This is a genomic window from Nocardia pseudovaccinii (genome assembly GCF_050942345.1).
GTDB classification, from domain to species: domain Bacteria; phylum Actinomycetota; class Actinomycetes; order Mycobacteriales; family Mycobacteriaceae; genus Nocardia; species Nocardia pseudovaccinii.
This window is the reverse complement of sequence record NZ_CP192074.1, coordinates 4625917-4651538: the sequence shown is the minus strand read 5'-3', so window position 1 is coordinate 4651538 and position 25622 is coordinate 4625917. Positions and strand designations below refer to the sequence as shown.

The 25622-nt window shown below is 66.1% G+C and carries 23 protein-coding genes; 16 read left to right on the top strand and 7 right to left on the bottom strand.

The features are described from left to right. Window positions 1-75: 75 nt before the first annotated feature. Genes ACQPZ2_RS20785 through nuoN form a run of 12 tightly spaced genes read left to right on the top strand, consistent with a single transcriptional unit; the run spans window position 76 to window position 15341 of the window. Window positions 76-630 carry a NuoB/complex I 20 kDa subunit family protein gene (locus tag ACQPZ2_RS20785; RefSeq protein WP_040690435.1) on the top strand — a complete coding sequence of 185 codons (555 nt, stop codon included), beginning with the start codon at window positions 76-78 and terminating at the stop codon, window positions 628-630. Then, a complete protein-coding gene (locus ACQPZ2_RS20780) occupies window positions 627-1397 on the top strand; it encodes an NADH-quinone oxidoreductase subunit C (protein WP_433527069.1) in 771 nt (256 codons plus the stop codon). The genes ACQPZ2_RS20785 and ACQPZ2_RS20780 overlap by 4 nt, the downstream gene beginning before the upstream one ends. After that, window positions 1397-2731 (top strand): NADH-quinone oxidoreductase subunit D, encoded by a 1335-nt coding sequence (locus tag ACQPZ2_RS20775; protein WP_433527068.1) that lies wholly within the window; start codon window positions 1397-1399, stop codon window positions 2729-2731. Before ACQPZ2_RS20780 ends, ACQPZ2_RS20775 begins: the two co-directional genes overlap by 1 nt. After that, window positions 2728-3435, top strand: a complete 708-nt coding sequence (gene nuoE, locus ACQPZ2_RS20770; RefSeq protein ID WP_433527067.1) for an NADH-quinone oxidoreductase subunit NuoE — start codon at window positions 2728-2730, stop codon at window positions 3433-3435. Before ACQPZ2_RS20775 ends, nuoE begins: the two co-directional genes overlap by 4 nt. Then, complete coding sequence (gene nuoF / locus ACQPZ2_RS20765; RefSeq protein WP_433527066.1) at window positions 3435-4748, top strand: NADH-quinone oxidoreductase subunit NuoF; 1314 nt, start codon at window positions 3435-3437, stop codon at window positions 4746-4748. Before nuoE ends, nuoF begins: the two co-directional genes overlap by 1 nt. Continuing rightward, window positions 4745-7267, top strand: a complete 2523-nt coding sequence (locus ACQPZ2_RS20760) for an NADH-quinone oxidoreductase subunit G (protein ID WP_433527065.1) — start codon at window positions 4745-4747, stop codon at window positions 7265-7267. The genes nuoF and ACQPZ2_RS20760 overlap by 4 nt, the downstream gene beginning before the upstream one ends. Then, window positions 7260-9068, top strand: coding sequence for an NADH-quinone oxidoreductase subunit NuoH (gene nuoH, locus ACQPZ2_RS20755; protein ID WP_433527064.1), 1809 nt, complete (start codon window positions 7260-7262; stop codon window positions 9066-9068). Before ACQPZ2_RS20760 ends, nuoH begins: the two co-directional genes overlap by 8 nt. After that, window positions 9065-9934, top strand: coding sequence for an NADH-quinone oxidoreductase subunit J (locus ACQPZ2_RS20750; protein WP_433527063.1), 870 nt, complete (start codon window positions 9065-9067; stop codon window positions 9932-9934). The genes nuoH and ACQPZ2_RS20750 overlap by 4 nt, the downstream gene beginning before the upstream one ends. Further along, window positions 9931-10230 (top strand): NADH-quinone oxidoreductase subunit NuoK, encoded by a 300-nt coding sequence (nuoK, locus tag ACQPZ2_RS20745; protein WP_062982135.1) that lies wholly within the window; start codon window positions 9931-9933, stop codon window positions 10228-10230. Before ACQPZ2_RS20750 ends, nuoK begins: the two co-directional genes overlap by 4 nt. 1 nt (window position 10231) lies before the next feature. Beyond that, the gene (gene nuoL, locus ACQPZ2_RS20740; RefSeq protein ID WP_433527062.1) at window positions 10232-12118 is read left to right on the top strand and encodes an NADH-quinone oxidoreductase subunit L; all 1887 of its coding nucleotides are present in this window, start codon (window positions 10232-10234) and stop codon (window positions 12116-12118) included. After that, on the top strand, window positions 12115-13734 hold the full coding sequence (locus ACQPZ2_RS20735) for an NADH-quinone oxidoreductase subunit M (protein WP_433527061.1): 1620 nt from the start codon (window positions 12115-12117) through the stop codon (window positions 13732-13734). The genes nuoL and ACQPZ2_RS20735 overlap by 4 nt, the downstream gene beginning before the upstream one ends. After that, complete coding sequence (gene nuoN / locus ACQPZ2_RS20730; RefSeq protein WP_433527060.1) at window positions 13731-15341, top strand: NADH-quinone oxidoreductase subunit NuoN; 1611 nt, start codon at window positions 13731-13733, stop codon at window positions 15339-15341. The genes ACQPZ2_RS20735 and nuoN overlap by 4 nt, the downstream gene beginning before the upstream one ends. A 49-nt stretch (window positions 15342-15390) precedes the next feature. Here nuoN and ACQPZ2_RS20725 read toward each other — a convergent pair whose 3' ends face one another. From ACQPZ2_RS20725 to ACQPZ2_RS20715, 3 genes are all read right to left on the bottom strand, one after another. After that, window positions 15391-15954: a GNAT family N-acetyltransferase gene (locus ACQPZ2_RS20725; protein ID WP_433527059.1), complete on the bottom strand. Its 564-nt coding sequence runs from the start codon at window positions 15952-15954 to the stop codon at window positions 15391-15393. Between the two features lie 16 nt (window positions 15955-15970). Next, window positions 15971-16708, bottom strand: coding sequence for an SDR family NAD(P)-dependent oxidoreductase (locus ACQPZ2_RS20720; protein WP_433527058.1), 738 nt, complete (start codon window positions 16706-16708; stop codon window positions 15971-15973). Between the two features lie 100 nt (window positions 16709-16808). After that, window positions 16809-17129: a cupin domain-containing protein gene (locus ACQPZ2_RS20715; RefSeq protein WP_063046121.1), complete on the bottom strand. Its 321-nt coding sequence runs from the start codon at window positions 17127-17129 to the stop codon at window positions 16809-16811. Between the two features lie 64 nt (window positions 17130-17193). Here ACQPZ2_RS20715 and ACQPZ2_RS20710 point away from each other — a divergent pair, with 64 nt between their 5' ends. Further along, window positions 17194-18603: a PLP-dependent aminotransferase family protein gene (locus ACQPZ2_RS20710; RefSeq protein WP_433527057.1), complete on the top strand. Its 1410-nt coding sequence runs from the start codon at window positions 17194-17196 to the stop codon at window positions 18601-18603. Window positions 18604-18736: 133 nt separating this feature from the next. Here the strand turns inward: ACQPZ2_RS20710 and ACQPZ2_RS20705 are convergent, their stop codons facing one another. After that, window positions 18737-19567, bottom strand: a complete 831-nt coding sequence (locus ACQPZ2_RS20705; protein ID WP_433527056.1) for an alpha/beta fold hydrolase — start codon at window positions 19565-19567, stop codon at window positions 18737-18739. A 115-nt stretch (window positions 19568-19682) separates the two neighbouring features. On the opposite strand from ACQPZ2_RS20705, the gene ACQPZ2_RS20700 reads away from it, so the two are divergent. The 3 genes from ACQPZ2_RS20700 (at window position 19683) to ACQPZ2_RS20690 (ending at window position 21605) form a co-directional block, all read left to right on the top strand. Further along, window positions 19683-20003, top strand: coding sequence for a DUF3887 domain-containing protein (locus ACQPZ2_RS20700; protein ID WP_433527055.1), 321 nt, complete (start codon window positions 19683-19685; stop codon window positions 20001-20003). Between the two features lie 175 nt (window positions 20004-20178). Beyond that, window positions 20179-20766, top strand: coding sequence for a TetR/AcrR family transcriptional regulator (locus ACQPZ2_RS20695; protein WP_433527054.1), 588 nt, complete (start codon window positions 20179-20181; stop codon window positions 20764-20766). Further along, a complete protein-coding gene (locus tag ACQPZ2_RS20690; protein WP_433527053.1) occupies window positions 20766-21605 on the top strand; it encodes an alpha/beta fold hydrolase in 840 nt (279 codons plus the stop codon). Before ACQPZ2_RS20695 ends, ACQPZ2_RS20690 begins: the two co-directional genes overlap by 1 nt. A gap of 85 nt (window positions 21606-21690) precedes the next feature. On the opposite strand, the gene ACQPZ2_RS20685 is transcribed toward ACQPZ2_RS20690, so the two are convergent. From ACQPZ2_RS20685 to ACQPZ2_RS20675, 3 genes are all read right to left on the bottom strand, one after another. Next, the gene (locus ACQPZ2_RS20685; protein WP_433527052.1) at window positions 21691-22905 is read right to left on the bottom strand and encodes a DUF418 domain-containing protein; all 1215 of its coding nucleotides are present in this window, start codon (window positions 22903-22905) and stop codon (window positions 21691-21693) included. A gap of 102 nt (window positions 22906-23007) precedes the next feature. After that, on the bottom strand, window positions 23008-23787 hold the full coding sequence (locus ACQPZ2_RS20680) for a hypothetical protein (RefSeq protein WP_433527051.1): 780 nt from the start codon (window positions 23785-23787) through the stop codon (window positions 23008-23010). Window positions 23788-24078: 291 nt separating this feature from the next. Further along, entirely contained in the window at window positions 24079-25467 is a 1389-nt protein-coding gene (locus tag ACQPZ2_RS20675; protein WP_433527050.1) for a three-helix bundle dimerization domain-containing protein, read from the bottom strand. Between the last annotated feature and the right edge of the window lie 155 nt (window positions 25468-25622).

The following is a 25622-nucleotide window of genomic DNA, read 5'->3' as shown; positions in this document are numbered from 1 at the left end:
GCCCATACGCACTGGCCCACAAGGCGTTTCGCCGCGTCGGGCCGTACGCACAGTGGAAGTGAGAGTTAGTCGAACATGGGTCTCGAGGAAAAACTGCCCAGCGGCTTTCTGCTGAGCACGGTAGAAGATTTCGCCGGATATCTGCGCAAGGGCTCGCTGTGGCCGGCCACCTTCGGGCTGGCCTGTTGCGCCATCGAGATGATGGCCACCGGCGCAGGACGTTTCGATATCGCCCGCTTCGGAATGGAGGCGTTCCGCGCCTCACCGCGGCAGGCCGATCTGATGATCGTCGCGGGCCGGGTCAGCCAGAAGATGGCGCCGGTGCTGCGTCAGGTATACGACCAGATGACCGAACCGAAATGGGTGCTGGCCATGGGCGTTTGCGCGTCCTCGGGCGGCATGTTCAACAACTACGCCATCGTGCAGGGTGTGGACCACGTGGTCCCGGTCGATATCTATCTGCCCGGCTGCCCGCCGCGGCCGGAGATGCTGTTGAACGCGATCCTGACACTGCACGCGAAGATCCAGCAGATGCCGCTCGGCGTCAACCGCGAGGAGGCCATCCGTGCCGCCGAAGCGGCGGCGCTGGCGTCCACGCCGACCATCCGGATGGAGGGTCTGCTGCGATGACCTTCGACTCCCCCGAAAATACCGAAACCGGGACGCCGCACGATTTCGTCGACGCCGCGGCCACCGCGGGTCCGGAAGGCACACCGCCGGAAGCGGATTCGCCGTCGGCCGAGGTGATCGGCGTGCGCCGCGGCATGTTCGGAGTCACCGGCTCCGGCGACACCTCCGGTTACGGCCGTCTGGTCCGTCCGGTGATGCTGCCCGGCAGCACCCCGGCACCATATGGCGGTTACTTCGACGAGCTCGTCACCGAATTGCATGCCGCACTCGGCGCGGTCGGCACGAGCTGGGAGACCGTCATCGAGAAGGTGATCGTCTTCCGCGGCGAACTCACCCTGCACGTGCGGCGCGAACATCTGGTGGCGGTCGCCAAGGCGTTACGCGACTACGCCGCACTGCGTTTCGAGCTCTGCCTCGGCGTCAACGGGGTGCACTACCCGGACGACGCGGGCCGCGAATTGCACGCGGTCTATCACCTCATGTCCATCACCCACAACCGGCGCCTGCGCGTCGAGGTCTCCGCACCGGACGCCGACCCGCATATTCCGTCGCTGTTCAGCGTGTACCCGACCACCGACTGGCATGAGCGGGAAACCTACGACTTCTTCGGCATCATCTTCGACGGCCACCCATCGCTGACACGCATCACCATGCCCGACGACTGGCGTGGCCACCCCCAGCGCAAGGACTACCCGCTCGGCGGGATCCCGGTCGAGTACAAGGGCGCGCGTATCCCGCCGCCCGACGAGCGGAGGGCGTACAAGTAATGAACGACATCGACACCCGGCCCGGCGTCCACAACGACACCGGGCCCGAACCCGCTGTGGTCACGGTGGCGGGCCTGGACTGGGACGCGGTCACCGAAACCCTCGACGGTGCTGGTGAGGAACGCATCGTCGTCAATATGGGTCCGCAGCATCCGTCCACGCACGGCGTACTGCGGCTGATCCTGGAAATCGAGGGCGAGACGGTCACCGAGGCCCGCTGCGGCATCGGCTATCTACACACCGGCATCGAGAAGAATCTCGAATTCCGGAACTGGGCGCAGGGCACCACCTTCGTCACCCGGATGGACTATCTGTCCCCGTTCTTCAACGAAACGGCGTACTGCCTCGGCGTCGAGCGGCTGCTCGATATCGAGGACCAGATTCCCGAACGCGCCACCATCGTGCGCGTCATGCTCATGGAGCTCAATCGGATCTCCTCCCACCTGGTCGCGCTGGCGACCGGTGGAATGGAACTGGGCGCTCTCACCCCGATGTTGTTCGGCTTCCGGGAACGCGAACTGATCCTGGATGTCTTCGAGACCATCACCGGACTGCGCATGAATCACGCGTACATCCGGCCCGGCGGTCTGGCCCAGGATCTGCCCGACGACGGGGTCACCAAGGTCCGTGAGCTGCTGAAGCTGTTGCCCAAGCGGCTGCGCGATATGGATCATCTGCTCACCCAGAACCCGATCTGGAAGGCACGCACCCAGAACATCGGCTACCTGGATCTCGCGGGCTGCATGGCACTCGGCATCACCGGTCCGGTGCTGCGTTCGACGGGTCTGCCGCACGATCTGCGCAAGGCAGCGCCGTATTGCGGTTACCAGAACTACGAATTCGATGTGCCCACGACCACCGGCTGTGACTGCTACGGCCGCTACTGGATTCGGGTCGCGGAGATGAAGGAGTCGCTCAAGATCGTCGAGCAATGCCTGGACAAATTGCGGCCGGGTCCGGTGATGGTGGACGACAAGAAGCTCGCCTGGCCCGCCGATCTGCAGCTGGGTCCGGACGGGCTCGGCAACTCCCCCAAGCACATCGGCCGCATCATGGGCACGTCCATGGAGGGGCTCATCCACCACTTCAAACTCGTCACCGAGGGCATTCGGGTCCCGGCGGGGCAGGTGTACGTGGCGGTGGAGTCGCCGCGTGGCGAACTCGGTGTGCACATGGTCAGCGACGGCGGCACCCGACCGTATCGGGTGCACTATCGCGACCCCTCGTTTACGAATCTGCAAGCGGTGGCAGCGATGTGCGAGGGCGGGATGGTCGCCGATGTCATCGCCTCCGTCGCCAGCATCGACCCGGTGATGGGCGGAGTTGACCGATGACCGAGATCCTGTTGAAGCTGTCCACCCGGCCGCAGCCTTTCTTGCCGTTCGTGCGCGAGCGATTGGAAGTCGACGCCGAGGAGATCATCGCCCGCTATCCGGAGCCGCGCTCGGCGCTGCTGCCGCTGCTGCATCTGGTGCAGGCCGAGGAGGGCTGCGTCACCGGAACCGGCATCGAGTTCTGTGCCGAACAGCTGGGCTTGACCGGTGCGGAGGTCACCGCGGTAGCGACCTTCTATTCGATGTACCGGCGCACTCCCACCGGCGACTACCACGTCGGCGTCTGCACCAACACGCTCTGCGCGGTGATGGGTGGCGATGCAATTCTCGAATCCCTGCAGCGCCGACTCGGCATCGGGCACGGCGAGACCTCGGCGGACGGGTCGATCACCCTCGAGCACATCGAGTGCAATGCCGCCTGCGATTTCGCGCCGGTGGTGATGGTCAATTGGGAGTTCTTCGACAACCAGACCCCGGAATCGGCTGCCGCACTGGTGGATTCGCTGCGCCGCGGCGAGCAGGTGACACCGACGCGCGGCGCGCCCCTCTGCACGTTCAAGCAGACCGCGCGCATCCTCGCGGGCTTCCCGGACGAGCGCCCCGGGGTGCTCGACGGTGCGGCGGGAGAGGCGACGCTGGCCGGTCTGCGGGTTGCGCAGGAACAGAATATGCAAGCGCCGGAACCGAATTCGGAGGGCGTGTGATGACACTGACTCCTGTACTCACCCGGTATTGGGACGACCCGCAGTCGTGGACCATCGAGCACTACCGTGGCCACGACGGCTATCAGGCCATCCGCAAGGCCTTGCGGATGGAACCCGATGAGGTCATTCAGACCATCAAGGACGCCGGTCTGCGCGGCCGCGGCGGAGCGGGCTTCCCGACCGGGATGAAATGGAGCTTCATCCCGCAGGGCACAGGCCCGGACGGCGTCACCAAACCGCACTATCTCGTGGTCAATGCCGATGAGTCGGAACCCGGTACCTGCAAGGACATTCCGCTCATGCTGGCCACCCCGCACACCCTCATCGAGGGCGTCATCATCGCGGCGTACGCGATTCGGGCGGCACACGCGTTCATCTATGTGCGCGGTGAGGTCGTGCCGGTGCTGCGGCGGCTGCAGGCCGCGGTCGCGCAGGCGTACGCGGCCGGATTCCTCGGGAAGAACATTCTCGGGTCCGGCTACGACCTGGAACTCATCGTGCACGCCGGTGCCGGTGCCTACATCTGCGGTGAGGAAACCGCGCTGCTGGATTCACTGGAGGGGCGGCGCGGTCAGCCTCGACTGCGGCCACCGTTCCCGGCCGTCGCGGGTCTGTATGCCTGCCCGACGGTGGTCAACAATGTGGAATCCATTGCGAGCGTGCCGCCCATCATCCTGAACGGCACGGCCTGGTTCCGGTCCATGGGCAGTGAGAAGTCACCTGGCTTCACGCTGTACTCGCTGTCGGGCCACGTCGCCCGGCCGGGGCAATACGAAGCGCCACTGGGCATTACGCTGCGCGAACTGCTCGGCTATGCCGGTGGTGTGCGCGCCGGACATCAGGTGAAGTTCTGGACGCCGGGTGGTTCGTCGACGCCGCTGTTCACCGACGAGCACCTCGACGTGCCACTGGACTACGAGGGTGTGGCCGGAGCGGGATCCATGTTGGGCACCAAGGCATTACAGATCTTCGACGACACCACCTGTGTGGTGCGTGCGGTGCTGCGCTGGACCGAGTTCTACGCCCACGAATCCTGTGGCAAATGCACACCCTGCCGCGAGGGCACCTACTGGCTCGTCCAACTGCTGAAGCGGATCGAGGCGGGCCGCGGCACCGAGTCGGATCTGGAGAAGCTCCTCGATATCAGCGACACCATCAACGGCAAATCGTTCTGCGCACTCGGCGACGGTGCGGCCAGCCCGATCATCTCCTCGCTGCAGTACTTCCGTGAGGAATACGTCGACCATCTGCGGCTCGACGGCTGCCCGTTCGATCCCGCGCGATCCACCGCCTGGGCCGAAGGAGTCAAATGAGTACAGCATCGCGCAGCGATTCCGTGGGGGGTGGCGGCCGGGTGACGGGTGGGCCCGCCACCGTGAATACCAATACCAGCGGACTCGTACCCGCTGATCTGGTCACCGTCACCATCGATGACACGCAGGTGAGTGTGCCCGCGGGCACCCTGCTGATCCGGGCCGCCGAACTCATCGGCATCCAGATCCCGCGCTTCTGCGACCACCCGCTGCTGGACCCGGTCGGCGCGTGCCGTCAGTGTCTGGTCGAGGTGGAGGGCCAGCGCAAGCCGGTCGCGTCCTGCACCATGGCCGTCGCCGACGGCATGATCGTGCGCACCCAGCTGACCTCGCCGCCCACCGCCAAGGCCCAGGAGGGGGTGATGGAGCTGCTGCTCATCAATCACCCCCTCGACTGTCCGGTCTGCGATAAGGGCGGTGAATGCCCGCTGCAGAACCAGGCGATGTCCAGCGGTCGGTCCGAAACCCGGTTCGACGGCGTGAAACGCACCTACCCCAAGCCGATTCCGCTGTCCACGGCCGTTCTACTGGACCGGGAACGCTGCGTGCTGTGCGCCCGCTGCACCCGTTTCTCGCAGCAGGTCGCCGGGGATCCGTTCATCGAACTCATGGATCGCGGTGCGCTCGAACAAGTCGGCACCGCACAAGCCGAACCATTCGACTCCTACTTCTCCGGCAACACCGTGCAGATCTGCCCGGTGGGTGCGCTCACCGGCACCAGCTACCGGTTCCGGGCCCGTCCCTTCGATCTGGTCTCCAGCCCGAGCGTCTGCGAGCACTGCGCATCGGGCTGCGCACAGCGCACCGACCATCGGCGCGGAAAAGTGTTGCGCCGCTTGGCGGGTGACGATCCGCAGGTCAACGAGGAGTGGAACTGCGACAAGGGCCGGTGGGCATTCACCTACGCGACCGAACGTGACCGGCTCACCACACCATTGGTGCGTGGCTGGGACGGAAATCTCGCCCCCGCGTCCTGGTCGGAGGCGTTGGCCGCCGCCGCGGAGGGCTTGGCGTCGGCCTTCGGCAATGCGGGCGTGCTGGTCGGTGGTCGCGTCACCGAAGAAGACGCCTACGCCTACGCCAAATTCGCCCGAGTTGCCTTGGGCACCAATGACATCGACTTCCGCACCCGAGCGCATTCGGCCGAAGAGGCGGACTTCCTCGCCGCCCGTATCGCCGGACAGGGCGTCACCGTCGACTACGACGCCCTGGAGAACGCACCGGTCGTAGTGCTGGCCGGACTCGAGCCGGAAGAGGAGTCGCCGATCATCTATCTGCGGCTGCGCAAGGCGGCGCGCAAGCGCCGTCTGCCGATCTTCTCGCTCGCCGCTTACTCCTCGCGTGGGCTGGATCGGATGTCGGGCACGCTGTTGCAAGCCGTTCCCGGGGCCGAACCGCATCTGCTCGATGCCATGCGCACCGGCGAGACGGACGACGCCGCTTTGGCGACGGCCGCACAGCTGTTGCGTCAGCCGGGTGCGGTGGTGCTGGTCGGTGAGCGGATGGCCGGAATCCCCGGCGCACTGTCCGCGGCCGTCCGGCTCGCCGAAGAAACCGGTGCCGCCTTGGCCTGGGTGCCGCGGCGCGCCGGTGAACGCGGTGCGGTCGAGGCTGGTGCGCTGCCCGGCCTGCTGCCCGGTGGCCGACCGGTCGTGGATCCCCGTGCGCGCCAAGAGGTTCGCACGATCTGGAATGTCGCGGAGCTGCCGGTCACCGCCGGTCGCGATACCGCGGCCATTCTGGAGGCCGCGCCGACCTTGGGCGCACTGGTCATCGGCGGCGTCGAGATCACCGACATGCCGGACCCCAGGGCGGCGCTCGAGGCCATCGACGCCGCTCGGTTCGTGGTCAGCCTGGAGTTGCGGCACAGCGCGGTCACCGAACGCGCCGATGTCGTCTTCCCGGTGGCCTCGGCAATGCAGAAATCCGGCACCTTCCGCACCTGGGAGGGCAGGCCGCGGCAATTCGATGCGGCACTCGGCGATTCGATGGTGCGCCGCGAACCCGCACCACTGTCGGATCAGCGAGTGCTGCAGGCCATCGCGACCGAGATGACGGTGGCGCTCGGCCTTCCCGATACCGAATCCGCGCGCGCCGAACTCGCCGAACTCGGCGCCTGGGACGGGCCACCGGTGCCCGCGCCCGCGCATCGCCCGCATCCGGTGACCCAACCCAATCCCGGCACGGCCATCCTGTCCGGCTGGCGCATGCTGCTGGATCAGGGCCGCATGCAGGACGGCGAGCCGAACCTGGCGGGTGTGGCGCGGCCGCCGGTGGTGCGGCTGTCCCCCGTCACCGCTGCCGAAATCGGTGCCGCCGATGACGATCCGATCATCGTCGCCACCGATCGCGGCGCCATCACGCTGCCACTGCTGATCACCGATCTGCCCGACCGGGTGGTGTGGCTGCCGCTGAACTCGCCGGGCTGCTCGGTCAACGAACAGCTCGCCACCCAGCCGGGCGGTGTGGTGCAGCTGCACCGCGCCGACGAGAGGATGAAGGAACACCGTCATGAGTGATCTCTCTCTTTTCGGCCACGACCCGCTGTGGCTCGTCATCGGGAAATCCCTGGCGATCTTCGCCTTCCTGCTGCTCACGCCGATGATGGCGGTGTATCTGGAGCGCAAGATCGTGGCCTGGATGCAGATGCGCGTCGGCCCGAACCGGGTCGGCCCCAAGGGCACGCTGCAAGCCGTCGCCGACGGCGTGAAGATGGCGCTGAAGGAAGATATCGTCCCGGCCATCGTCGACAAGCCGATTTTCATTCTGGCGCCGGTCATTTCGGTGGTGCCCGCGTTCATGGCGTTCGCGGTCATCCCGATCGGGCCGGAAGTTTCGATCCTCGGCCACCGGACCGCACTGCAGCTCACCGATCTGCCGGTCGCGGTGCTCTACATCCTGGCCATCACCTCGATCGGCGTGTACGGCATCGTGCTGGCGGGTTGGTCGTCGGGTTCGACATATCCGCTGCTGGGCGGGTTGCGCTCGACCGCGCAGGTGATCTCCTACGAGATCGCGATGGCGCTGTGCTTCGCGACGGTGTTCCTGCTCGGCGGCACCATGGCCACCTCCGGGATCGTGAAGGCGCAGGAAGGCACCTGGTACGTCTTCCTGCTGCTGCCGTCGTTCCTGATCTACTGCGTGTCGATGGTCGGTGAGACCAACCGTGCGCCGTTCGACCTGCCCGAGGCCGAGGGCGAGCTGGTCGGCGGCTTTCACACCGAATACTCCTCGCTCAAATTCGCCATGTTCATGATGGCCGAATACATCAATATGGCAACGGTTTCCGCGCTCGCCACCACGCTGTTCCTCGGTGGCTGGCACGCACCGTTCCCGATCAACCTGTGGGACGGCGCGAATTCCGGTTGGTGGCCCGCGCTGTGGTTCATCGCCAAGATGTGGACGTTCCTGTTCGTCTTCATCTGGTTGCGCGGCACGCTGCCCCGCCTGCGCTACGACCAGTTCATGAATCTCGGCTGGAAGCTGCTGATTCCGACGTCGCTGCTGTGGGTGATGCTGGTCGCCACCGCACGGGTGCTGCAGAACGAGGGCTACAGGATCCAGACGCCGCTGCTGGTGATCAGCGGAATCATCATTTCCGGACTGATCGTGCTGATGTTCCTGCGGGCCGGACGCAGACAGAGCGCGCCGCCGACAGCCGAGGAACCCGCCTCGATGGAATCGGGCACCGCGGTCTTCCTCGGCTTCCCGACGCCACCGCTGCCGGATCCATCGACGCGGCGCCCGGAACCCGAGGCGGGGCTGCTGGAACCGTTGAAAGGCTTCGCGGTCACCTTCCTGACCATGTTCAAGAAGCCCAATACCGAGTCCTATCCGGAACAGAAGGTGCCGACCGCGCCCCGCTATCACGGCCGCCACCAGCTCAATCGGCATCCGGATGGTCTGGAGAAGTGCATCGGCTGCGAGTTGTGCGCGTGGGCCTGCCCCGCGGATGCGATCTACGTCGAGGGCGCCGATAACACCGAGACCGAACGCTTTTCGCCCGGCGAACGCTACGGACAGGTCTACCAGATCAACTATCTGCGCTGCATCGGCTGCGGATTGTGCATCGAGGCATGCCCGACCAGGGCACTGACCATGACCAACGAGTACGAGATGGCCGATGACAATCGCGCCGATCTGATCTACGAGAAGGACCGGCTGCTCGCCCCGCTGCAGCCCGGTATGACCGCACCGCCGCACGCGATGTATCCCGGGGCGACGGAAGGCGATTACTACCGCGGCAACGTCCCCGGCGGTGAAAGCGGTTCCGATACCAGGAAGCCCGCCGCCGCGGGCGCGGAAGGAGGCGTGCGGTGACCGAATTCATTCTGGCCGCCGAGCCACTGACCCATACGTCCATCGGCGAGGCCGTCCAATTCTGGATCCTCGGCCCACTCGCCGTGATCGGCGCCCTCGGCATGGTTTTCGCGGGCAAGGCCGTGCACTCGGCGATCTGCCTGGCCGCCACCATGATCGTGCTCGCGACCTTCTATATGGCACAGGACGCGCTGTTCCTCGGCGTCGTGCAGATCGTCGTCTACACCGGCGCGGTCATGATGCTGTTCCTGTTCGTGCTCATGCTGGTCGGCGTCGACTCCCCCGAATCGCTCGGGGAAACACTGCGCGGGCAGCGGCTCGCCGCGGCCGCGGTCGGACTCGGCTTCGGACTGCTACTGATCAGCGGTATCGCCAACGGCATCCGCAACTCCGGAATCACCTATCCGGCAAAGGGATTCGCATATCAAGACGTGATCGGCCAGCTCGCCGAACTGATCTTCGTCCGCTATGTGTGGGCCTTCGAACTCACCGGCGCACTGCTCATCACCGCCACCATCGGCGCGATGATCCTGGCGCACCGGGAGAATTTCGGGCCGCGTCTGGATCAGCGGGAGCTCTCCCGCCGCCGCTTCCGCGCCACTTACGACCCGGCCCGGCCCTCCGATCGCGCCACCCCGCTGCCGACGCCCGGTGTGTACGCCAGGCACAACGCGGTCGATATTCCGGCGCGACTGCCGGACGGATCCTTCGAGGAGTTGTCGGTCAGCACCATCCTGCGGCATCGCCGCACCCGGGCGCTCACCGAGGCGGCGGTCATCTCGGTCGGCACGACCCCGGCCTTCGCCTCGGAGGTCGAGGAGCCCGAAACCCCCGCCCGCGAGGCAGACGAGGAAGGCAAGCGGTGAATCCTGAGAACTACCTGTTCCTGTCCGCCCTGCTGTTCACCATCGGCGCGGCCGGTGTGCTGCTGCGGCGCAACGCCATTGTGGTGTTCATGTGCATCGAGCTGATGCTCAATGCGGTCAATCTCGCCTTCGTCACCTTCGCCAGGCTGCATTCGAATCTGGACGGTCAGGTGTTCGCGTTCTTCACCATGGTGGTGGCCGCGGCCGAAGTCGTCGTGGGACTGGCCATCATCATGACCATCTTCCGCACCCGCCGTTCGACCTCGGTCGACGACGCCAACCTGCTGAAGTTCTGACGTGGATACCGCAACGCTCTGGGTGCTGCCCGCACTGCCGCTGGCCGGTGCCGTCGTGCTGCTGCTGATCGGACGCTACAGCGATAGGTGGGGGCATCTGCTCGGCTGTGCCACCGCGCTGGCCTCGTTCGGCTTCGCCGTCGTCGCGTTCTTCCACATGCTCGACCGTGCTGATGCCGCCCGCGCAATCCACAAGGACTTTTTCAGCTGGGTCCCCGTCGACGGATTGCAGGTGGACTTCAGCCTCCAATTGGACCAGCTGTCGGTGTGTTTCGCGCTGCTGATCACCGGCGTCGGATCGCTGATCCACATCTATTCCGTCGGCTATATGAACCACGATCCGGGACGGCGGCGGTTCTTCGCCTACCTGAATCTGTTCCTGGCGGCCATGCTGCTGCTGGTGTTGGCGGACAACTACCTCGTCCTGTACCTCGGCTGGGAAGGCGTCGGTCTGGCCTCCTACCTGCTGATCGGTTTCTGGTACCACAAGCCGACCGCGGCGACCGCGGCCAAGAAGGCGTTCGTGGTCAACCGGGTCGGTGATATGGGGCTGGCGATCGCCATGTTCACCATGTTCGCGACCTTCGGCTCGATCGACTTCGGCTCGGTGTTCGCGACCGCGCCGCAGGCGGGCGAGGGCACACTGACAGCGATCGGGTTATTGCTGCTGCTGGCGGCATGCGGTAAGTCCGCGCAGGTCCCGCTGCAGTCCTGGCTCGGTGACGCCATGGAAGGTCCGACACCGGTCTCCGCGCTCATCCACGCGGCCACCATGGTGACGGCGGGTGTGTATCTGATCGCGCGCTCCGGGCCGATCTTCGATCTCGCGCCCAACGCACGGCTCGGAGTCGTGCTCGTGGGTGCGGTGACGCTGCTGTTCGGTGCCATCGTCGGTTGCGCGAAGGACGACATCAAGAAGGCACTCGCGGCGTCCACCATGAGCCAGATCGGATACATGGTGCTCGCCGCAGGCCTCGGCCCGGCCGGATACGCGTTCGCCATCATGCATCTGCTCACCCACGGCTTCTTCAAGGCCGGGCTGTTCCTCGGTGCCGGATCGGTCATGCACGCGATGGACGACGAGACCGACATGCGCCGCTATGGCGGACTGCGAAAACTGCTGCCGGTCACCTACGTCACCTTCGGGCTCGGCTATCTGGCGATCATCGGAGTGCCGCCGTTCGCCGGATTCTTCTCCAAGGATCGGATCATCGAGGCGGCGTTCAACCAAGGCGGCGCCAGCGGTTTGGCACTGGGTGCGGTCACGCTGTTCGGTGCCGGGCTGACCGCGTTCTACATGACGCGCGTGATGATGCTGACGTTCTTCGGCGAGCGTCGCTGGAAGCCGGACACCCACCCGCACGAGGCACCCGCGGTGATGACCGGCCCGATGATTCTGCTCGCGATCGGTTCGGTGGCCGCGGGTGGGCTGTTCGTCTTCGGGTCGTCGCTGCAGAACTGGCTCGAACCGGTGGTCGGGGCGCATCACGGCGAGGAGGTCGTGCCCGCGGGCGTGGTGACCGTCCTGGCGCTGCTGGTGGTCGCCGTCGGAATCGGCTTGGCCTACAACCAGTTCGCACAGCGCGAGATTCCCGAGACCGCACCGGAAGCGGTATCGGCGTTGACGATCGCGGCTCGCAAGGATCTCTACGGCGACGCGGTCAACGAGGGCGTATTCATGCGTCCCGGTGCGTATCTGACCCGGTCGCTGGTCTTCCTCGACAATCGCGGCATCGACGGCATCGTCAACGGGACCGCCGCGCTGATCGGCGGACTGTCCGGGCGAATCCGGAAAGTGCAGTCCGGCTTCGTCCGGTCGTATGCCCTGTCCATGTTCACCGGCGCGGCACTGGTGGCCGCCGCCCTGCTGGCAGTGAGGCTCTGGTGAGTGACTTTCCCTGGTTGACCACACTGTGGTTGTTGCCGGTTGTCGGCGCGGTGGTGGTGCTGCTGTTGCCCGCGTCGCAGCGCACCCTGGCACGCGGGCTGGCATTCGTTGTCGCATCGGCGGTGCTGGTGCTCGGCATCGTATTGGCCGTGCGCTTCGAACCCGGTGGGGCGCAATATCAGTTCGTCGAATCGCACGAGTGGATTCCGGCCTTCGGCGCGGGCTACACGCTCGGGCTGGACGGGATCGCGCTGGTGCTGGTGCTGCTCACCGCGGCGCTGGTACCCCTGCTGATCCTGGCCGGGTGGAACGATGAGCGCGAGGTCGGCAGCGGGCGGCGGGTGTCGCACACTTATGTCGCGTTGACGTTGCTCGTCGAGGCGATGGTGCTGATTTCCTTTGTCTCCCTCGACATTCTGCTGTTCTACGTGTTCTTCGAGGCGATGCTCGTCCCGATGTACTTCCTCATCGGCGGCTTCGGGCCGCGCAGTGCCGATCTCGCCCACCGCCAGCAGCGCTCGCGGGCGGCGGTGAAATTCTTGCTGTACAACCTGTTCGGCGGTCTGATCATGTTGGCCGCGGTGATCGGGTTGTATGTGCTCACCGCGCGGCAGGGCCTCGGATCCGGATCGTCGGGCACCTTCGATTTCCGCACCGTGGTGGCGGCGGCCAATGCCGGACAGCTCGGTGCCGGTCCGGCGGTGCTCAATGCGCTGTTCCTCGGGTTCATGTTCGCCTTCGCGGTGAAGGCGCCGCTGTGGCCGTTGCACACCTGGCTGCCGGATGCGGCGGTGGCGGCGACGCCGTCGAGTGCGGTGTTGATGATGGCGGTGGTCGACAAGGTCGGCACCTTCGGCATGTTGCGCTACTGCCTGCTGCTGTTCCCGGATGCCTCGGGAACCTATGCGCCCCTGGTGATCACGCTCGCGGTGATCGGCATCATCTACGGCGCGCTGCTGGCCATCGGACAGACCGATGTGATGCGGCTGATCGCCTACACCTCGATCTCGCACTTCGGATTCATCATTCTGGGCATCTTCGCGATGACCAGTCAGGGGCAGACCGGGGCCACGCTCTACATGGTCAATCACGGCATCTCGACCGCGGCGCTGTTCCTGATCGCGGGATTCCTGGTGTCGCGCAGGGGCACTCGGGTCATCGCCGCCTATGGCGGGGTGCAGAAGGTGGCGCCGGTGCTGGCGGGCACCTTCTTCATCGCCGGTCTCGCCACCCTGTCACTGCCGGGACTGGCACCCTTCATCAGCGAATTCCTGGTCCTGCTCGGCACATTCAGCCGGTACGGATTCGCGGCGGTGATCGCGACCGGTGCGCTGGTATTGGCCGCGCTGTATGTGCTGTGGATGTACCAGCGGATGATGACCGGACCGGTCAAGGAGGGCAACGAGCGCCTCTATGACCTGGTGCCGCGTGAGTTGGCGGTGGTGGTGCCGTTGATCGCGGCGCTGCTGTTCCTCGGTATCTATCCGAAACCGGTGCTGGACTTCATCAATCCCGCGGTCGGTCAGACGCTTACCACCATCGGCGTCCATGATCCCGCGCCGAAGACGCCCGCGATCCCCGCAGCGGGGGCCGATCACGGAGGTGCCCACAAATGAGCAGTCTGCTCGCGGCGAGTATGCCCGCACCGAGCATCGAATACGCCAAGTTGTCGCCGATGCTGATCGTGTTCGGGGTGGCGGTGGTCGGGGTACTCGTCGAGGCGTTCGCGCCTCGCCACCACCGGTATGCCATCCAGGTACCGCTCGGGCTGGCCGGGTTGGTCGCGGCGCTGGTCGCGGTGCTGCGGTTGTCCGGAACCAAGGCGACCGTGATGGTCGGCGCGGTGGCGATCGACGGTGTCACGCTGTTCTTGCAGGGCACGATTCTGGTCGTGTCGATTCTGGCGCTGCTGTTCATGGCCGAACGCGGTGCCGAGCCGCGGCCGCTGGTGCGTTCCGGTCCCGGGACGTGGAGTGTTGCCGCGGCTGCCGTCGGGGGTGGGGTGGACGCGTTCACCCCGCAGGCCTCCGCGGTACCCGGTAGCGCGGGTGAAATGGCGGCGGTCCGTGCGGGTGTCGCGACCACCGAGGTGTTCCCGCTGACCATGCTCGCGATCGGTGGGCTGCTGCTGTTTCCGGCGTCGAATGATCTGCTGACCATGTTCGTGGCGTTGGAGGTGTTGTCGCTGCCGCTGTATCTGCTGTGCGGGCTGGCACGGCGCAAGCGGTTGCTCTCGCAGGAAGCCGCGCTGAAATACTTTCTGCTCGGGGCGTTTTCGTCCGCGTTCTTCCTCTACGGCGTTGCGCTGCTGTACGGGCAGGCGGGGACGGTCAAGCTCGGTGGGATCGCCGATGCGATAACCCAGCATCCGCAGAACACCACCCTCGCGTTGCTCGGTGTGGCAATGCTGGCGGTGGGGCTGCTGTTCAAGATCGGCGCGGTGCCGTTCCAGTCCTGGGTGCCGGACGTGTATCAGGGCGCGCCCAGTTCGGTTACCGGATTCATGGCCGCGGCCACGAAAATCGCCGCAGTCGGCGCGCTGCTGCGGGTGCTGCAGATCGCCGTGCCCGGTCTGCGGGACGACTGGCGTCCGGTGCTCGCCGCCATCGCCATCGCGACCATGGTGATCGGCGCGGTCATGGCGATCACCCAGACCGACGTCAAACGCATGCTCGCCTACTCCTCGGTCGCGCATGCCGGATTCATCCTGACCGGTCTGGTTGCCGCGAACGAGGCTGGTACCTCGGCGATCCTGTTCTATCTGTTGGCGTACGGCCTTGGCACCCTCGGTGCGTTCGCGGTCGTCAGCTTGGTCCGCGATGCCGACGGTGACGAGGCCACCGCGATGTCACAGTGGGCCGGCCTCGGCCGCCGCTCCCCCTGGCTGGCAACGGTTTTCGCCCTGTTCCTGCTCTCGTTCGCGGGCCTGCCGCTCACCGGTGGCTTCGTCGCCAAGTTCGCGGTCTTCCAAGCCGCCGCCTCCGGCGGCGCCGGCTACCTGGTGATCGTGGGTGTCATCTCCAGCGCCATCGCCGCCTTCTTCTACATCCGCGTCATCGTCCTGATGTTCTTCACCGACCCGCCCACCGACGCCCCGACCGTCGCGGCACCATTCCTCACCACCGCAGTCGTCGCATTCACCACGGGCGCCACCGTCCTGCTCGGCATCATCCCGCAAATGCTGCTCGACTTGTCCGACCGCGCATCAACTTTCGTCCGCTGATTCCCGCACGACATCGCCGCACCCCACTCGGGTGCGGCGATGTCGCGTTTCAGGATGTGCCCGAGTCACGTGTGGCGGCGTAGAGGAGCATGTCTCGTCGGGTGCCGCCGAACTCCTCATAGCTGTGTAGCAGACCTTCGCGGAGGTATCCGCCGGATTCCGCGACGCGGATCGAACCGGTGTTCCACGGCTCGATATAGAGCTCGATGCGGTGCAGAGTGGGGATGGTCCAGGCAAAAGTTGTCAGGGCTTGTAATGCGGCCCCAGCGAATCCACGGCCACGATGTGCCGGAGAGACCGAATAGCCAACTGCCGCTCGGCCTCTCGTGAGGTTTTGCAGCCAAAGACCGATCCCGCCGACAGCGTTGCCGGTTTCAGTGTCGGCTATGGCGAAGGAGAAACCGATTCCTTCGGCGTGCCTGCCTCGTTGACGGTGCACCCAGTCCAGCGCCTCGGTAGCGGTCGGGAAAGCGGGCAAGCTCCCGATCAACGGAATGTACGGGTCCGCGCCCATCTCGATCGCGAGGTGGGCGTCGGCTTCGGTGTACTCCCGCAGGATGATCGGGCCGCGGGTCGGTGGCGTGTTGGGCCACGGTGGTAGCTGCTGTGTCATGTGTCCCCCTATCGGATCAGTGCAGGTATGAGGCTCCGTTGACATTCAGGATCGCACCGGAGCTCCATATTGCTTCCGGCGAGGCGAGATAGCGCACGGCGGAGGCGATTTCCTCGGGTTGGGCGACGCGGTCGAAGGGGCTCTGAGCGCGGACCTCGTCGGTGACGCGGGACGCGACGCGTTCGGTCGCTACAAAGCCCGGTGCCACCGAGGCAACCGCGATTCCGTAGGGAGCCAGATACACCGCGAGCGATTGGCCCAGCGCGTGGACGGCGGCCTTCGTGGCACCGTAGGCGGGATAGTCGGGTTCACCGCGGAATGCGCCGCGGGAGCCGAGATTGATGATGCGACCGGGCACCTCGTTATCGATCATGTGGCGTGCGGCGCAATAGGAGACATTGGCCGTGCCGAAAAGGTTGACGTCCATGGTCTTGCGCCACACCTGCTGCCATTCCGCGTACGAGGTTTTCGCGAGTGGGTGCGGAAGGTTCACCGCCGCATTGTTGACCAGCACGTGCAGGGTCCCGAGCCCCTCGACTGCCGCCGCGACGATCGCTTCGGCCGCTTCCGGCGAACCGATATCGCCTTCGACGAGGACATGCCCGTCACCCGGTAACCGCCGCAACGTCTCCTCGGCATCGGCGCGCCCGGAGGAGTAATGCACCGCCACCCGGTCGCCGTTCTCGGCGAATGCCACCGCAACCGCCCGCCCGATCCCCCGCGAAGCCCCCGTCACCAACACACCACGACTCATCCCCTCACCCTGCCACGAACATTTCGCTGCTCTCATGTGTGGGGCGAGGTATCGCAACGGGCTCGGAGCCGGATGAGCTTGCGTCCGGCCCCGATCGTGCTCAGTTGCCGTACTGTTCGGTTTCGGGACGTTCGATCATGATCCCGTGAGCCGGTTCCTCGGCCACCGGCCGATGCTCGACTCCGCGCGGAACGACGAAAATCTCACCGGGACCGAGCGTCACCGGCTCGCGGTCCCGCAGTTCGATGCGGAAGGTGCCGTTCCAGCACAGAAATAGCTCGTCCTCGTCGTGATGGTGCCAGGGGAATGTGCCGTGGAAGCGAGCGATGCGGACCACGGCGTCGTTGGCGATGGCCAGGTCCCTCGGCTGCCATGGTCCGGTCAGGTCGTCGATGACATCGGTGATGGAGATCTTGCTCATGACTTCATCCTCGCGACGACAGGGGTCGCGACCCTAGAGCCAATCGGGCAGAATTGGTTTGCGTATGAAGCCAATTGAACTCGCCGACCGGCTCGGCCGCTGGTCCGCCGACCGCGGGCCGCTCTATTTGCTGTTGGCCGGGCGATTGCGGACGCTGATCGACGACGGTGAACTGCGGCCGGGTATGCCGTTGCCGCCCGACCGCGCGCTCGCGAAAGTACTTGCGGTAGGGCGCAGTACGGTCGTGGCCGCCTACGACCTGCTCAGCGTGGAGGGCCGGGTGGTGCGCAGGCAGGGCAGCGGCACCCGGGTCGCGGGACCCGCGGCAGCTCCGGCGCGCGAGACCACCCATTCCCCGGCGTTCCTGCAGTTGCTCGAACCGGACGCCGATGTCATCGCGCTCGCCTGCGCCGCCCCCGGGACACCGCCGCCCGAGGTGGCCCAAGCGTATCGGCACATCGTGCCCGAACTCGCCGCGGTCGAGGGCGATATAGGTTATCGGCCGACCGGACATCCGCTGTTGCGCAACGCGATCGCCGATCGATACCGGGCACGCGGCGTGCCGACCGATCCGGAACAGATTCTCGTCACCGGTGGCGGGCAGCAGGCGCTGTCGCTGCTCGCCCGCGCACTGCTGCGGTCCGGCGACCGGGTCCTGGTGGAAGCACCGACGTATCCCGGTGCGCTGGAGGCTTTTCGGGAGGTCGCGGCGATCCCGCAGGCAGGTCCGGTGGGTCTCGGCGCGGTGCCCCCGGCGGCGCTCGCGTATGTCGTGGCGACCTACCAGAACCCCACGGGCGCGGTGCTTCCCACGCTGGCCCGGCGGAGACTGGTCGAGTCGGCGAGAACGGCAGGGGTGCCGCTGATCGACGACGAGGTGCTGACCGATCTCGGATTTCCGGGCACCGATGCGCCACCACCGCCGCTGGCGGCCCTGGACGAGTCGGTGATATCCGTCGGTTCGCTCAGCAAGATCGTCTGGGGCGGACTGCGTGTCGGCTGGGTGCGTGCACCGATCCCGGTCATCGCCAGGTTGGCCCGGCTGCGCGCCGTGCACGATCTCGGCGGCAGTATCCCAGCGCAGTTGGCCGCCGCCTGGCTGCTGCGTGACCTCGACCGGTTGCGCGAGCGAATCACGCAGCAGCGCAAGGAAAGCCACGACGTTCTGGTGACCGAGCTGGGCGAGCGCCTGCCGGAATGGGAGGTCCCTCCGGTGTCCGGCGGCCAGACACTGTGGATCCGGCTATCCCGCGGGGATGGCACCTCGTTCGCTCAGCGAGCCCTGCGACACGGCGTCGCGATCCTGCCCGGCGCCGGTCTCGACGCCTCTGGCGGCAGCAGCGATTACGTCCGAATCAGCTTTGTCGCCGATCCCGACAGCCTGCGCGAGGCCGCACGCCGCTTGACTGAGGCATGGCGGACCTACGAACCTCCTCCACAGCCCGCCCCGGCGTCACCGACACTGGCTGTTTAGCAGGCCCGGTCCGAGGCGTGAACATCGTCTCAGCGTGGAAACATCACTGTGCGTGCGAGATACGGTGCTGGCCGGGCCCCGGTCCCGCACAGCCTGACCTGAGGCTTTAGATGTGACCGCGAGTATGCCCGTGTTAAATGGCACCTCCGAGGACCTCACGCAATCGCACGGCGAAACCGGTTGGGTCCTCGACGAATCCGGTGTGTCCGCCGGGAAATACGGTCGGAGTCACCCCGATGGCTTCGCCGAGTGCCCGCGACGTGCGATCACAGTGCTGGCCGGTCGATTCGGAGCCGATACCGATTACGATGCGGGCCGGAGTCGATTGCAGCACAGCGATATTCGGCTCCCACGTGATGGTGCCGCGCAGCTCGTGATCGAACCAGTAGCGCTCGCTGGCCAGCTGGCGCGGGTCACGCTCACCGCCGAACACCTGCTGTAGCACCGGTTCGGGCATCATGATGTTCGCGTTGGCCATGAACTTGCGCCACGCGCCGAGCGCATCGCCGCTGCGGTAGGTGGCGATCACGTCATCGGTTCCGGCGCGCACCTGGTCGCGATCGTCGAGGAGTTCACCCAGCGGCGGTTCATGGGCGATCACGGTGGTGACCAGGTCCGGCTGGGATTGGACCAGGGCCGCTGCACTCACAGCGCCACCGCTCGAGCCGAATACCACCGCGGGGCCGATGCCGAGGTGGGTGATGAGGCAGGCGAGGTCGTCGGCGCGCAGCTGCGGTGTCGAGTCCTGCTCCGGGTCGTCGAGGACGCTGCCCTGATGGCCGCGCGGGTCGGTGGTGAGCACGGTGCGGTCGGTGGCGAGCAGCTCCGCCAGCGGAGCGAAGGCCGCCGCATCCATCGGTGCGCCGACCAATACGACCAGCGGTCCGGTACCGCGCACCTCGTAGTGCAGCCGCGCCCCGGGCACGTCCAGGCTGTGCGTGGTGGCGGTCGAAGTCGGGGTCATCAAGATCTCCTCGAACAAGTAGTCATGGATCTGCCGAGAATGTTGACCGGACCGGCGGCACGAATTAATCGGTCCGCCACCAACTTTTATTTCGAAGATTGCTGGAGATTTCCCTGTGCTGGATTGGCCGGGCGCCCTGCAAACCTTGGATGCCATCGTGCGCGCGGACTTCACCGCGGCCACCTCCCATTTCGATGACGCGATGAAGAAAAAGCTGCCCCCGGACAATCTCGCGTCGAGCTGGACGACCTATCAAAAGGAGTTCGGCCGCTACCAATCGCACGGGGATCAGCAAGACGTCACGCGGGGCGATCTCACCGTGGTGACCGTGCCCCTGAGCATGGAGCGAAAGCCCGGCGAGTTCCGAGTGTCCATGCACAAGGACGCCACCATCGCGGGCCTGTTCTTCCTCGAGGCCGGGGCTCCCATCCCCTAGCAGCGCTGAACAGCACGCGGTGAAACTGCACCTCGAGCACCGCGCAGTCCGCGATAGCCGAATCGTGACTTCACCGATACGGAACCCCACACCCGAGCACTGGCACTCCACCACTTGCAGAACCTACGGCTATTAGGTTATAAACTAGACACCCTAGTTGAATGGAGGAGGTGCGATGTCGCCACGGGCCGGGTTGACCGCCGAGCGGATCACGCTCGCGGCGGCGGAACTCGCCGACGAGGTCGGTTTCGACAACATCACCGTCGCCGCGCTGGCCAGGAAGTTCGGCGTCAAGGACGCGAGCTTGTACTCGCACATCAAGAACCTCGCAGACCTGCGCAACCGGGTGGCCATGCTGGCAAGCGACGAGAAGACCGACCGCATCGCCGCGGCGGTTGCCGGGCGCGCGGGACGGGATGCGCTCGCGGCATTTGCCGACGAATGGCGCCGCTATGCCCTGGAACATCCCGGCCGCTATGGCGCCACCCAGATGCCGATGGACCCCGCCGTCGCCGCCGAATGGCGCGGTGGCTGGCGGGCCATCGATCTGACCTACGGGATGCTGCGTGCCTATGGCCTCGACGAACCCGATATCACCGACGCGGTTCGCCTGTTGCGCAGCACTTTTCACGGTTATGCCAACCTGGAGGCGAGCGGCGGTTTCGGCCACGCCCGCTCCACCGCCACCTCCTGGGACCGCATTATCGACGCCCTGCACATCACTCTCACCCACTGGCCGACCGACGAGAAAGCGAAATCGTAGTGAGATCCGAAACCTTGGAAGTGCCCGGCGCCACCCTGTATTTCGAGGTGCGTGGCACCGGCCCGGTGCTGCTCCTGCTGCCGGGCAGCGGCGGCGACGCCGGGATCTTCGACCCGATCGCCGATGCCCTCGCCGAGCACTTCACTGTTGTGGCCGCCGATCCGCGCGGGTATTCACGCAGCGTTCTGGACGCTCCCGAACCCGTGGATCAGCGGATGGACGTGCTCAGCGACGACGCGCACCGTCTGCTCGAACACCTCACGCCCGCAGGCGAATTCGCCTACGTCGCCGGTATCAGCGGTGGCGCGGTCGTTGCGCTCGACCTACTCGCCCGCCATCCGGAACGGCTGCGCCTGGTCGTCGCCCACGAACCGCCGTGCTTCGCGGTCCTGCCCGATGCGGACGTGCACCGGGCCATGGTCGATGAGGTCGTAGAACTCGCCCGGGAGCATGGACCCGCCGTCGCGGGCGGGCGCTTCATGCAGGCGGTCGGCGTCACCTCGAAGCCGCTGCCCAACGCGACCGAGGTCCCGGCCCGCACCGCCGAAATGCTCGGCCGTCTCATGGGCAATTCGTCGCTGATGTTCGCTCATGAACTGCGCGCGGTCACCGATTACCGGCCCGATACGGCCGCACTCGCTGCTGTCGTGGACCGCCTCGTGCTGGCTGCGGGTCGGGAGACCCGTGGTCAACTCCCTTATCGGACCGCGGAAACCCTTGCGACCGAGTTGGACCGACCGCTGGTCGAGTTCCCCGGTGGGCACAGTGGCGTGCGGGAAACTCCGACCGAATTCGCCCGTGCTCTCTTGGAGGCGCTGACGGTCACTGCTGATCGCTGACCCACGCGTCCGCGGCACGCGGGTGTTGCAAACGATGCTGAACGTGCACTACTCGTAGCGCACGGCGGACAACGAAAGTGCACGCTCAGCCTCGTCGAACCCGCTGCACCGGAACGTATTCCGACCGCCGCCAACGCGGAACCGACAGATACGTCGCAGCGCGCAGCACCCATTCGACCGGCCCATACGCATGAGCGCGCAACCACCGGTGACTGAATGCGAGCTGCGCGCCATAGGTCACCAACGCGATCCCGATCACGCCCGCCGGTGGCACATCATCGGCCAGGGCGAACCCGTAGCCGGTGTAGATCACCATCAACACCACCGACTGCATGATGTAGTTGGAGGCCGCCATCCGACCAGCAGGGGCGAGCAGCGCCGTATACCGTCCGGTGCGGGCTGATCGGGTCAACATGATGATCCCCGCGATGTACGCGAACGTCATCAGCGGGTTGGCCACTTCTTGGATCCCGTCCCAGTACGACGGCGGTTCCAGCCAACCCATCCCGTACGAGAATGTCACCGCCGATACCGGAAGTCCGACCGCCAACCCGCCGATGAACACCCGAGGGGCCCAGCGACGCAACGTCTCCTCTTCGGTGAACAGTTTGCGCTTACCGGCCGCCATTCCGATCAGGAACATGCCGAGCGCCGGTACGCCCTGGGTGATCCAGATGAGGATGATCCACAGCGGCGCCTCGGACACCTGCATCGTGAAGGTATCGCCGAAGCCACCCGTGTAGCCCTCGTGCATTGCCACCACATCGAGTACCTCGGCGACCTCGGCAATTCCACCGGACCCGGGCAGAAACGCCCATATCGACCACGCGAGATACAGCACCGTCCCGCCGATGACCGCGACCCGCGGCCGCAGCCACCGCAGCAGTATCAGAAACAGGCACAGAAACGCGTACAGCGTCAGAATGTCGCCGATCCACAGCAGAAAGACATGCGCCGACCCGATCACCATCAGCGCGGCGCAGCGCCGCAGCAGCCGCGGGTTCGCCGACACACCGGCCCGCTGCGCCGCCGCGATCTGCAGGGTGAACGAATAGCCGAACAGGAATGCGAACAGCAGATAGAACCGGCCGCTGAACAGCGCCTCCACCACCGCGTTCACGAGATGGTCGAATGGACCGTCGAAACCGAGTCGCGGATCGTCAGCGGTGCCGCCGAACGACCAGAGCAGCGTGGCAACAGCGACGTTCACGATGAGGATTCCGAAAAGCGCGAATCCCCGCAATATGTCGACTTCGGCTATCCGCAGTGATGTGGTTGCGGGCACGACCGATTCGGACATGATCCGAAAATAAACGGCCGCACCGCGAGCGGTCGTCCTCCCACCGACCGATTCGCGCCCCGATCGGGTCCGCCCCGAACAGCTACCTCCGGCGTATTGACATCACACCAGGTCGGCGACTTCCAAGTAGAGCTGCCGCTCGATGGCGATGTCGACGAGGAAGCCTTGCTGGCCCCCCACGGTATCGGTCGCGTGGAACGCCGCGACCGCGATCTCGCCGACCCGCAATCGCTGACCGGCGAAATCGCGCTGCCCCAGGATGATCGGCTGCGCGTGGTCGAACACCAACTCGGTGACATCGACGGACAGCGGGGCGCCGAGCAGGTCGGTAACAGTGCCGGGGATGAGCCGGGCCGAGACGATTTGATCGAAGCTCGGCCGCCGCACGATCCGGTGCGCCACATACATTTTGCCCTGCCTGCCGAAGCACAGATGGGTCAGCAGTTCCGCAGTGCGCAGGGGATGCGGATCGAGCTTTGTGAAGGACACGATGTTGCGCACGGTGGCCACGACGTCACGTGCGATCACGATGCCGCCGCGCTCGAGGTGGCCGCGAACAAGGTTGCCCCGGAACGTGGTTCGCGGATGCTCCGCGCGTGGATCGATGTCGGCGAGTGCGAGGTCCGCCGGTTCGAAGGCGTGGCCGCCGCGGAATCCGGTGCGTCGATCGGCGCCGAGCGCCCGGCTGCCGCGCTCGTCCAACTCGATATCGAGCAGCACCTGAAAGTCGAACGGCGAGAAGAACATCGGCCGATGCGAGAAACAGCAGTCGGTGCCGGTCCCGAAGACCACCATCCCGTGTGTCCCGACCGTCGGCGCCGACCGATATGGACCCGCATATCTGGCCGTATATCTCGCCGTCCTGGTGAACATCCCGCTCATGAGGACGCTCCTTTCCTCTTCCCCTCCCCTAGCCTGGCCCGAGAACATCCCCGTGCCACGAGTGTCCGGCTACTCGAATCCCCGATCCCCCGCTACTCGGCCTCCCCGGATCCGATATGCCCGCTTTGTGCTCCACGATCCTCCGATCGCGCCGTCTCGGCAATCGGTCATGACCTGGACATACGGGTCGCCGGTAGATGCCCTGGCGAAAAGGCGGCGCAGACCGGCTCAGCACAGAGGCATGCCGCGGCCCTGAGGGCTGCGGTGATGCCCGGTGCCGTGGCCGCGACGTCAGTTGTAGGACTTGGTGACGCTGTCGATCAGGTGTTCGAGGGTGTCGATCGTGGGTGTGTCGATCACATCGATCACGTCGCCGGGCACCGAGACGTGGTTGTCGGCGGTGACCTTGGCGAATTGGCTGGGGTCGCTGGTGCGGAAACCGTGTTCGGCGGCGAGGCGCTGCAGGTCCGGATCGGTGGCCAGCAGGCGGCCGATGCGATCGCCGGGCGCTGTGAGGGGCACCAGGGTGTGCTGGGAGACCACGGTCGGGGACGGGTAGGTCAGCACCATGCCGGGTTTGATCTGGCCGCGCACGGTCGCCTCGACGAACTGGGCCTCGTAGATCCAGACCATGGGTGTCGGGCCCATGCCCGCCGCGAGGTACTCGCGGAACGGGCCGTCGGTGGAGTTCTCGGTGTAGCCCTGGCGCACGAACAGCCGCGACACCGTGGGCAGCACGGCCTGCTCGGCGGCCGGGCCCTGCACGATGGTGTTGTCATTGGCGACATGGCTCGCGATGGCCAGGTACATGGCGGCGGAGTTGGAGGTCCGCGGGTCCGTCGTGGAGACCAGGATGTTCTTGTGCACCGGGTAGACGGTGTTGTCCCGGAGTTTGTCCCATTCGACGTCGTTGCGCACGAGTTCGAGGTACCGGGCCATATCGAAGGTCGGGACCGGGCCCGGACGCACCACACCTGCCGCGGTCAGCAGATCGGCGATGGGCTGGAAGGTCGCGATTGCCATGGGCGAGGAGAACGGCGTGTACTTCGTGCTGATATTGCGCGCCCGCTGAATCCGTTCCGCCGCAGGCGCACTCGACGGAAACGCGAAGTCGTACTTCCCGAGATCGATGGAGGTCGCGATCTGCCGCGAGCCGGCCGGATCGACCTCCGCTTTGACACCCTTGCTGGCCAAGGCTTCCACGACGCGCGGGTCTTCGAAAAAGGCCATCTTCTCCGAGCCGACGACACCGTGCACCGTGGTCAGCGCTGCTGTCGCACCGGCCGGAGCGGGCTGGTCGGGCTGTCGCACTGCGAAGCCGACCACCAGTGCGAGCACGACGACCACAGCCGCTGCCGCGAGTGCCATGAGCCGTTTGTCGGCGACCAGCTTGCCGCCGGACGCCACGATTCGACTGATCCCCCGCGCCGGATCCGGCCGCTGACTCGGGTTCGGTTGCACGGCAACGCTTTCGGACTCGGCCCCTGTTGTCGACGCCGCCAGTTCCCGGCGCGCGATCCGCTCGATCAGAATCGGGACGAATTCCCGCACCGGATGGCCTTCGAATCGCAGCCGCGCCGTGCCCACCACGCTCTGGACCTGATCGGCCGGGTAGTCGTCGACCAAGCGGTCGGTCAACCGCTGAATCGCCTGCTCTTCGCGGACAGTAACGACACCCACCACAGTCTCCTCGGCGTCACATCGATCTCCGGTCGCGACAGCACCCAGCCCCTGCCCGCGCCGCCGAACCCTACCGAAATTTTCGGTCCGCATTACATCGGCGAAACCCCCCATTACTGGCGGGTGAAGCCCACTTCGACTGTGCCCGTACACAT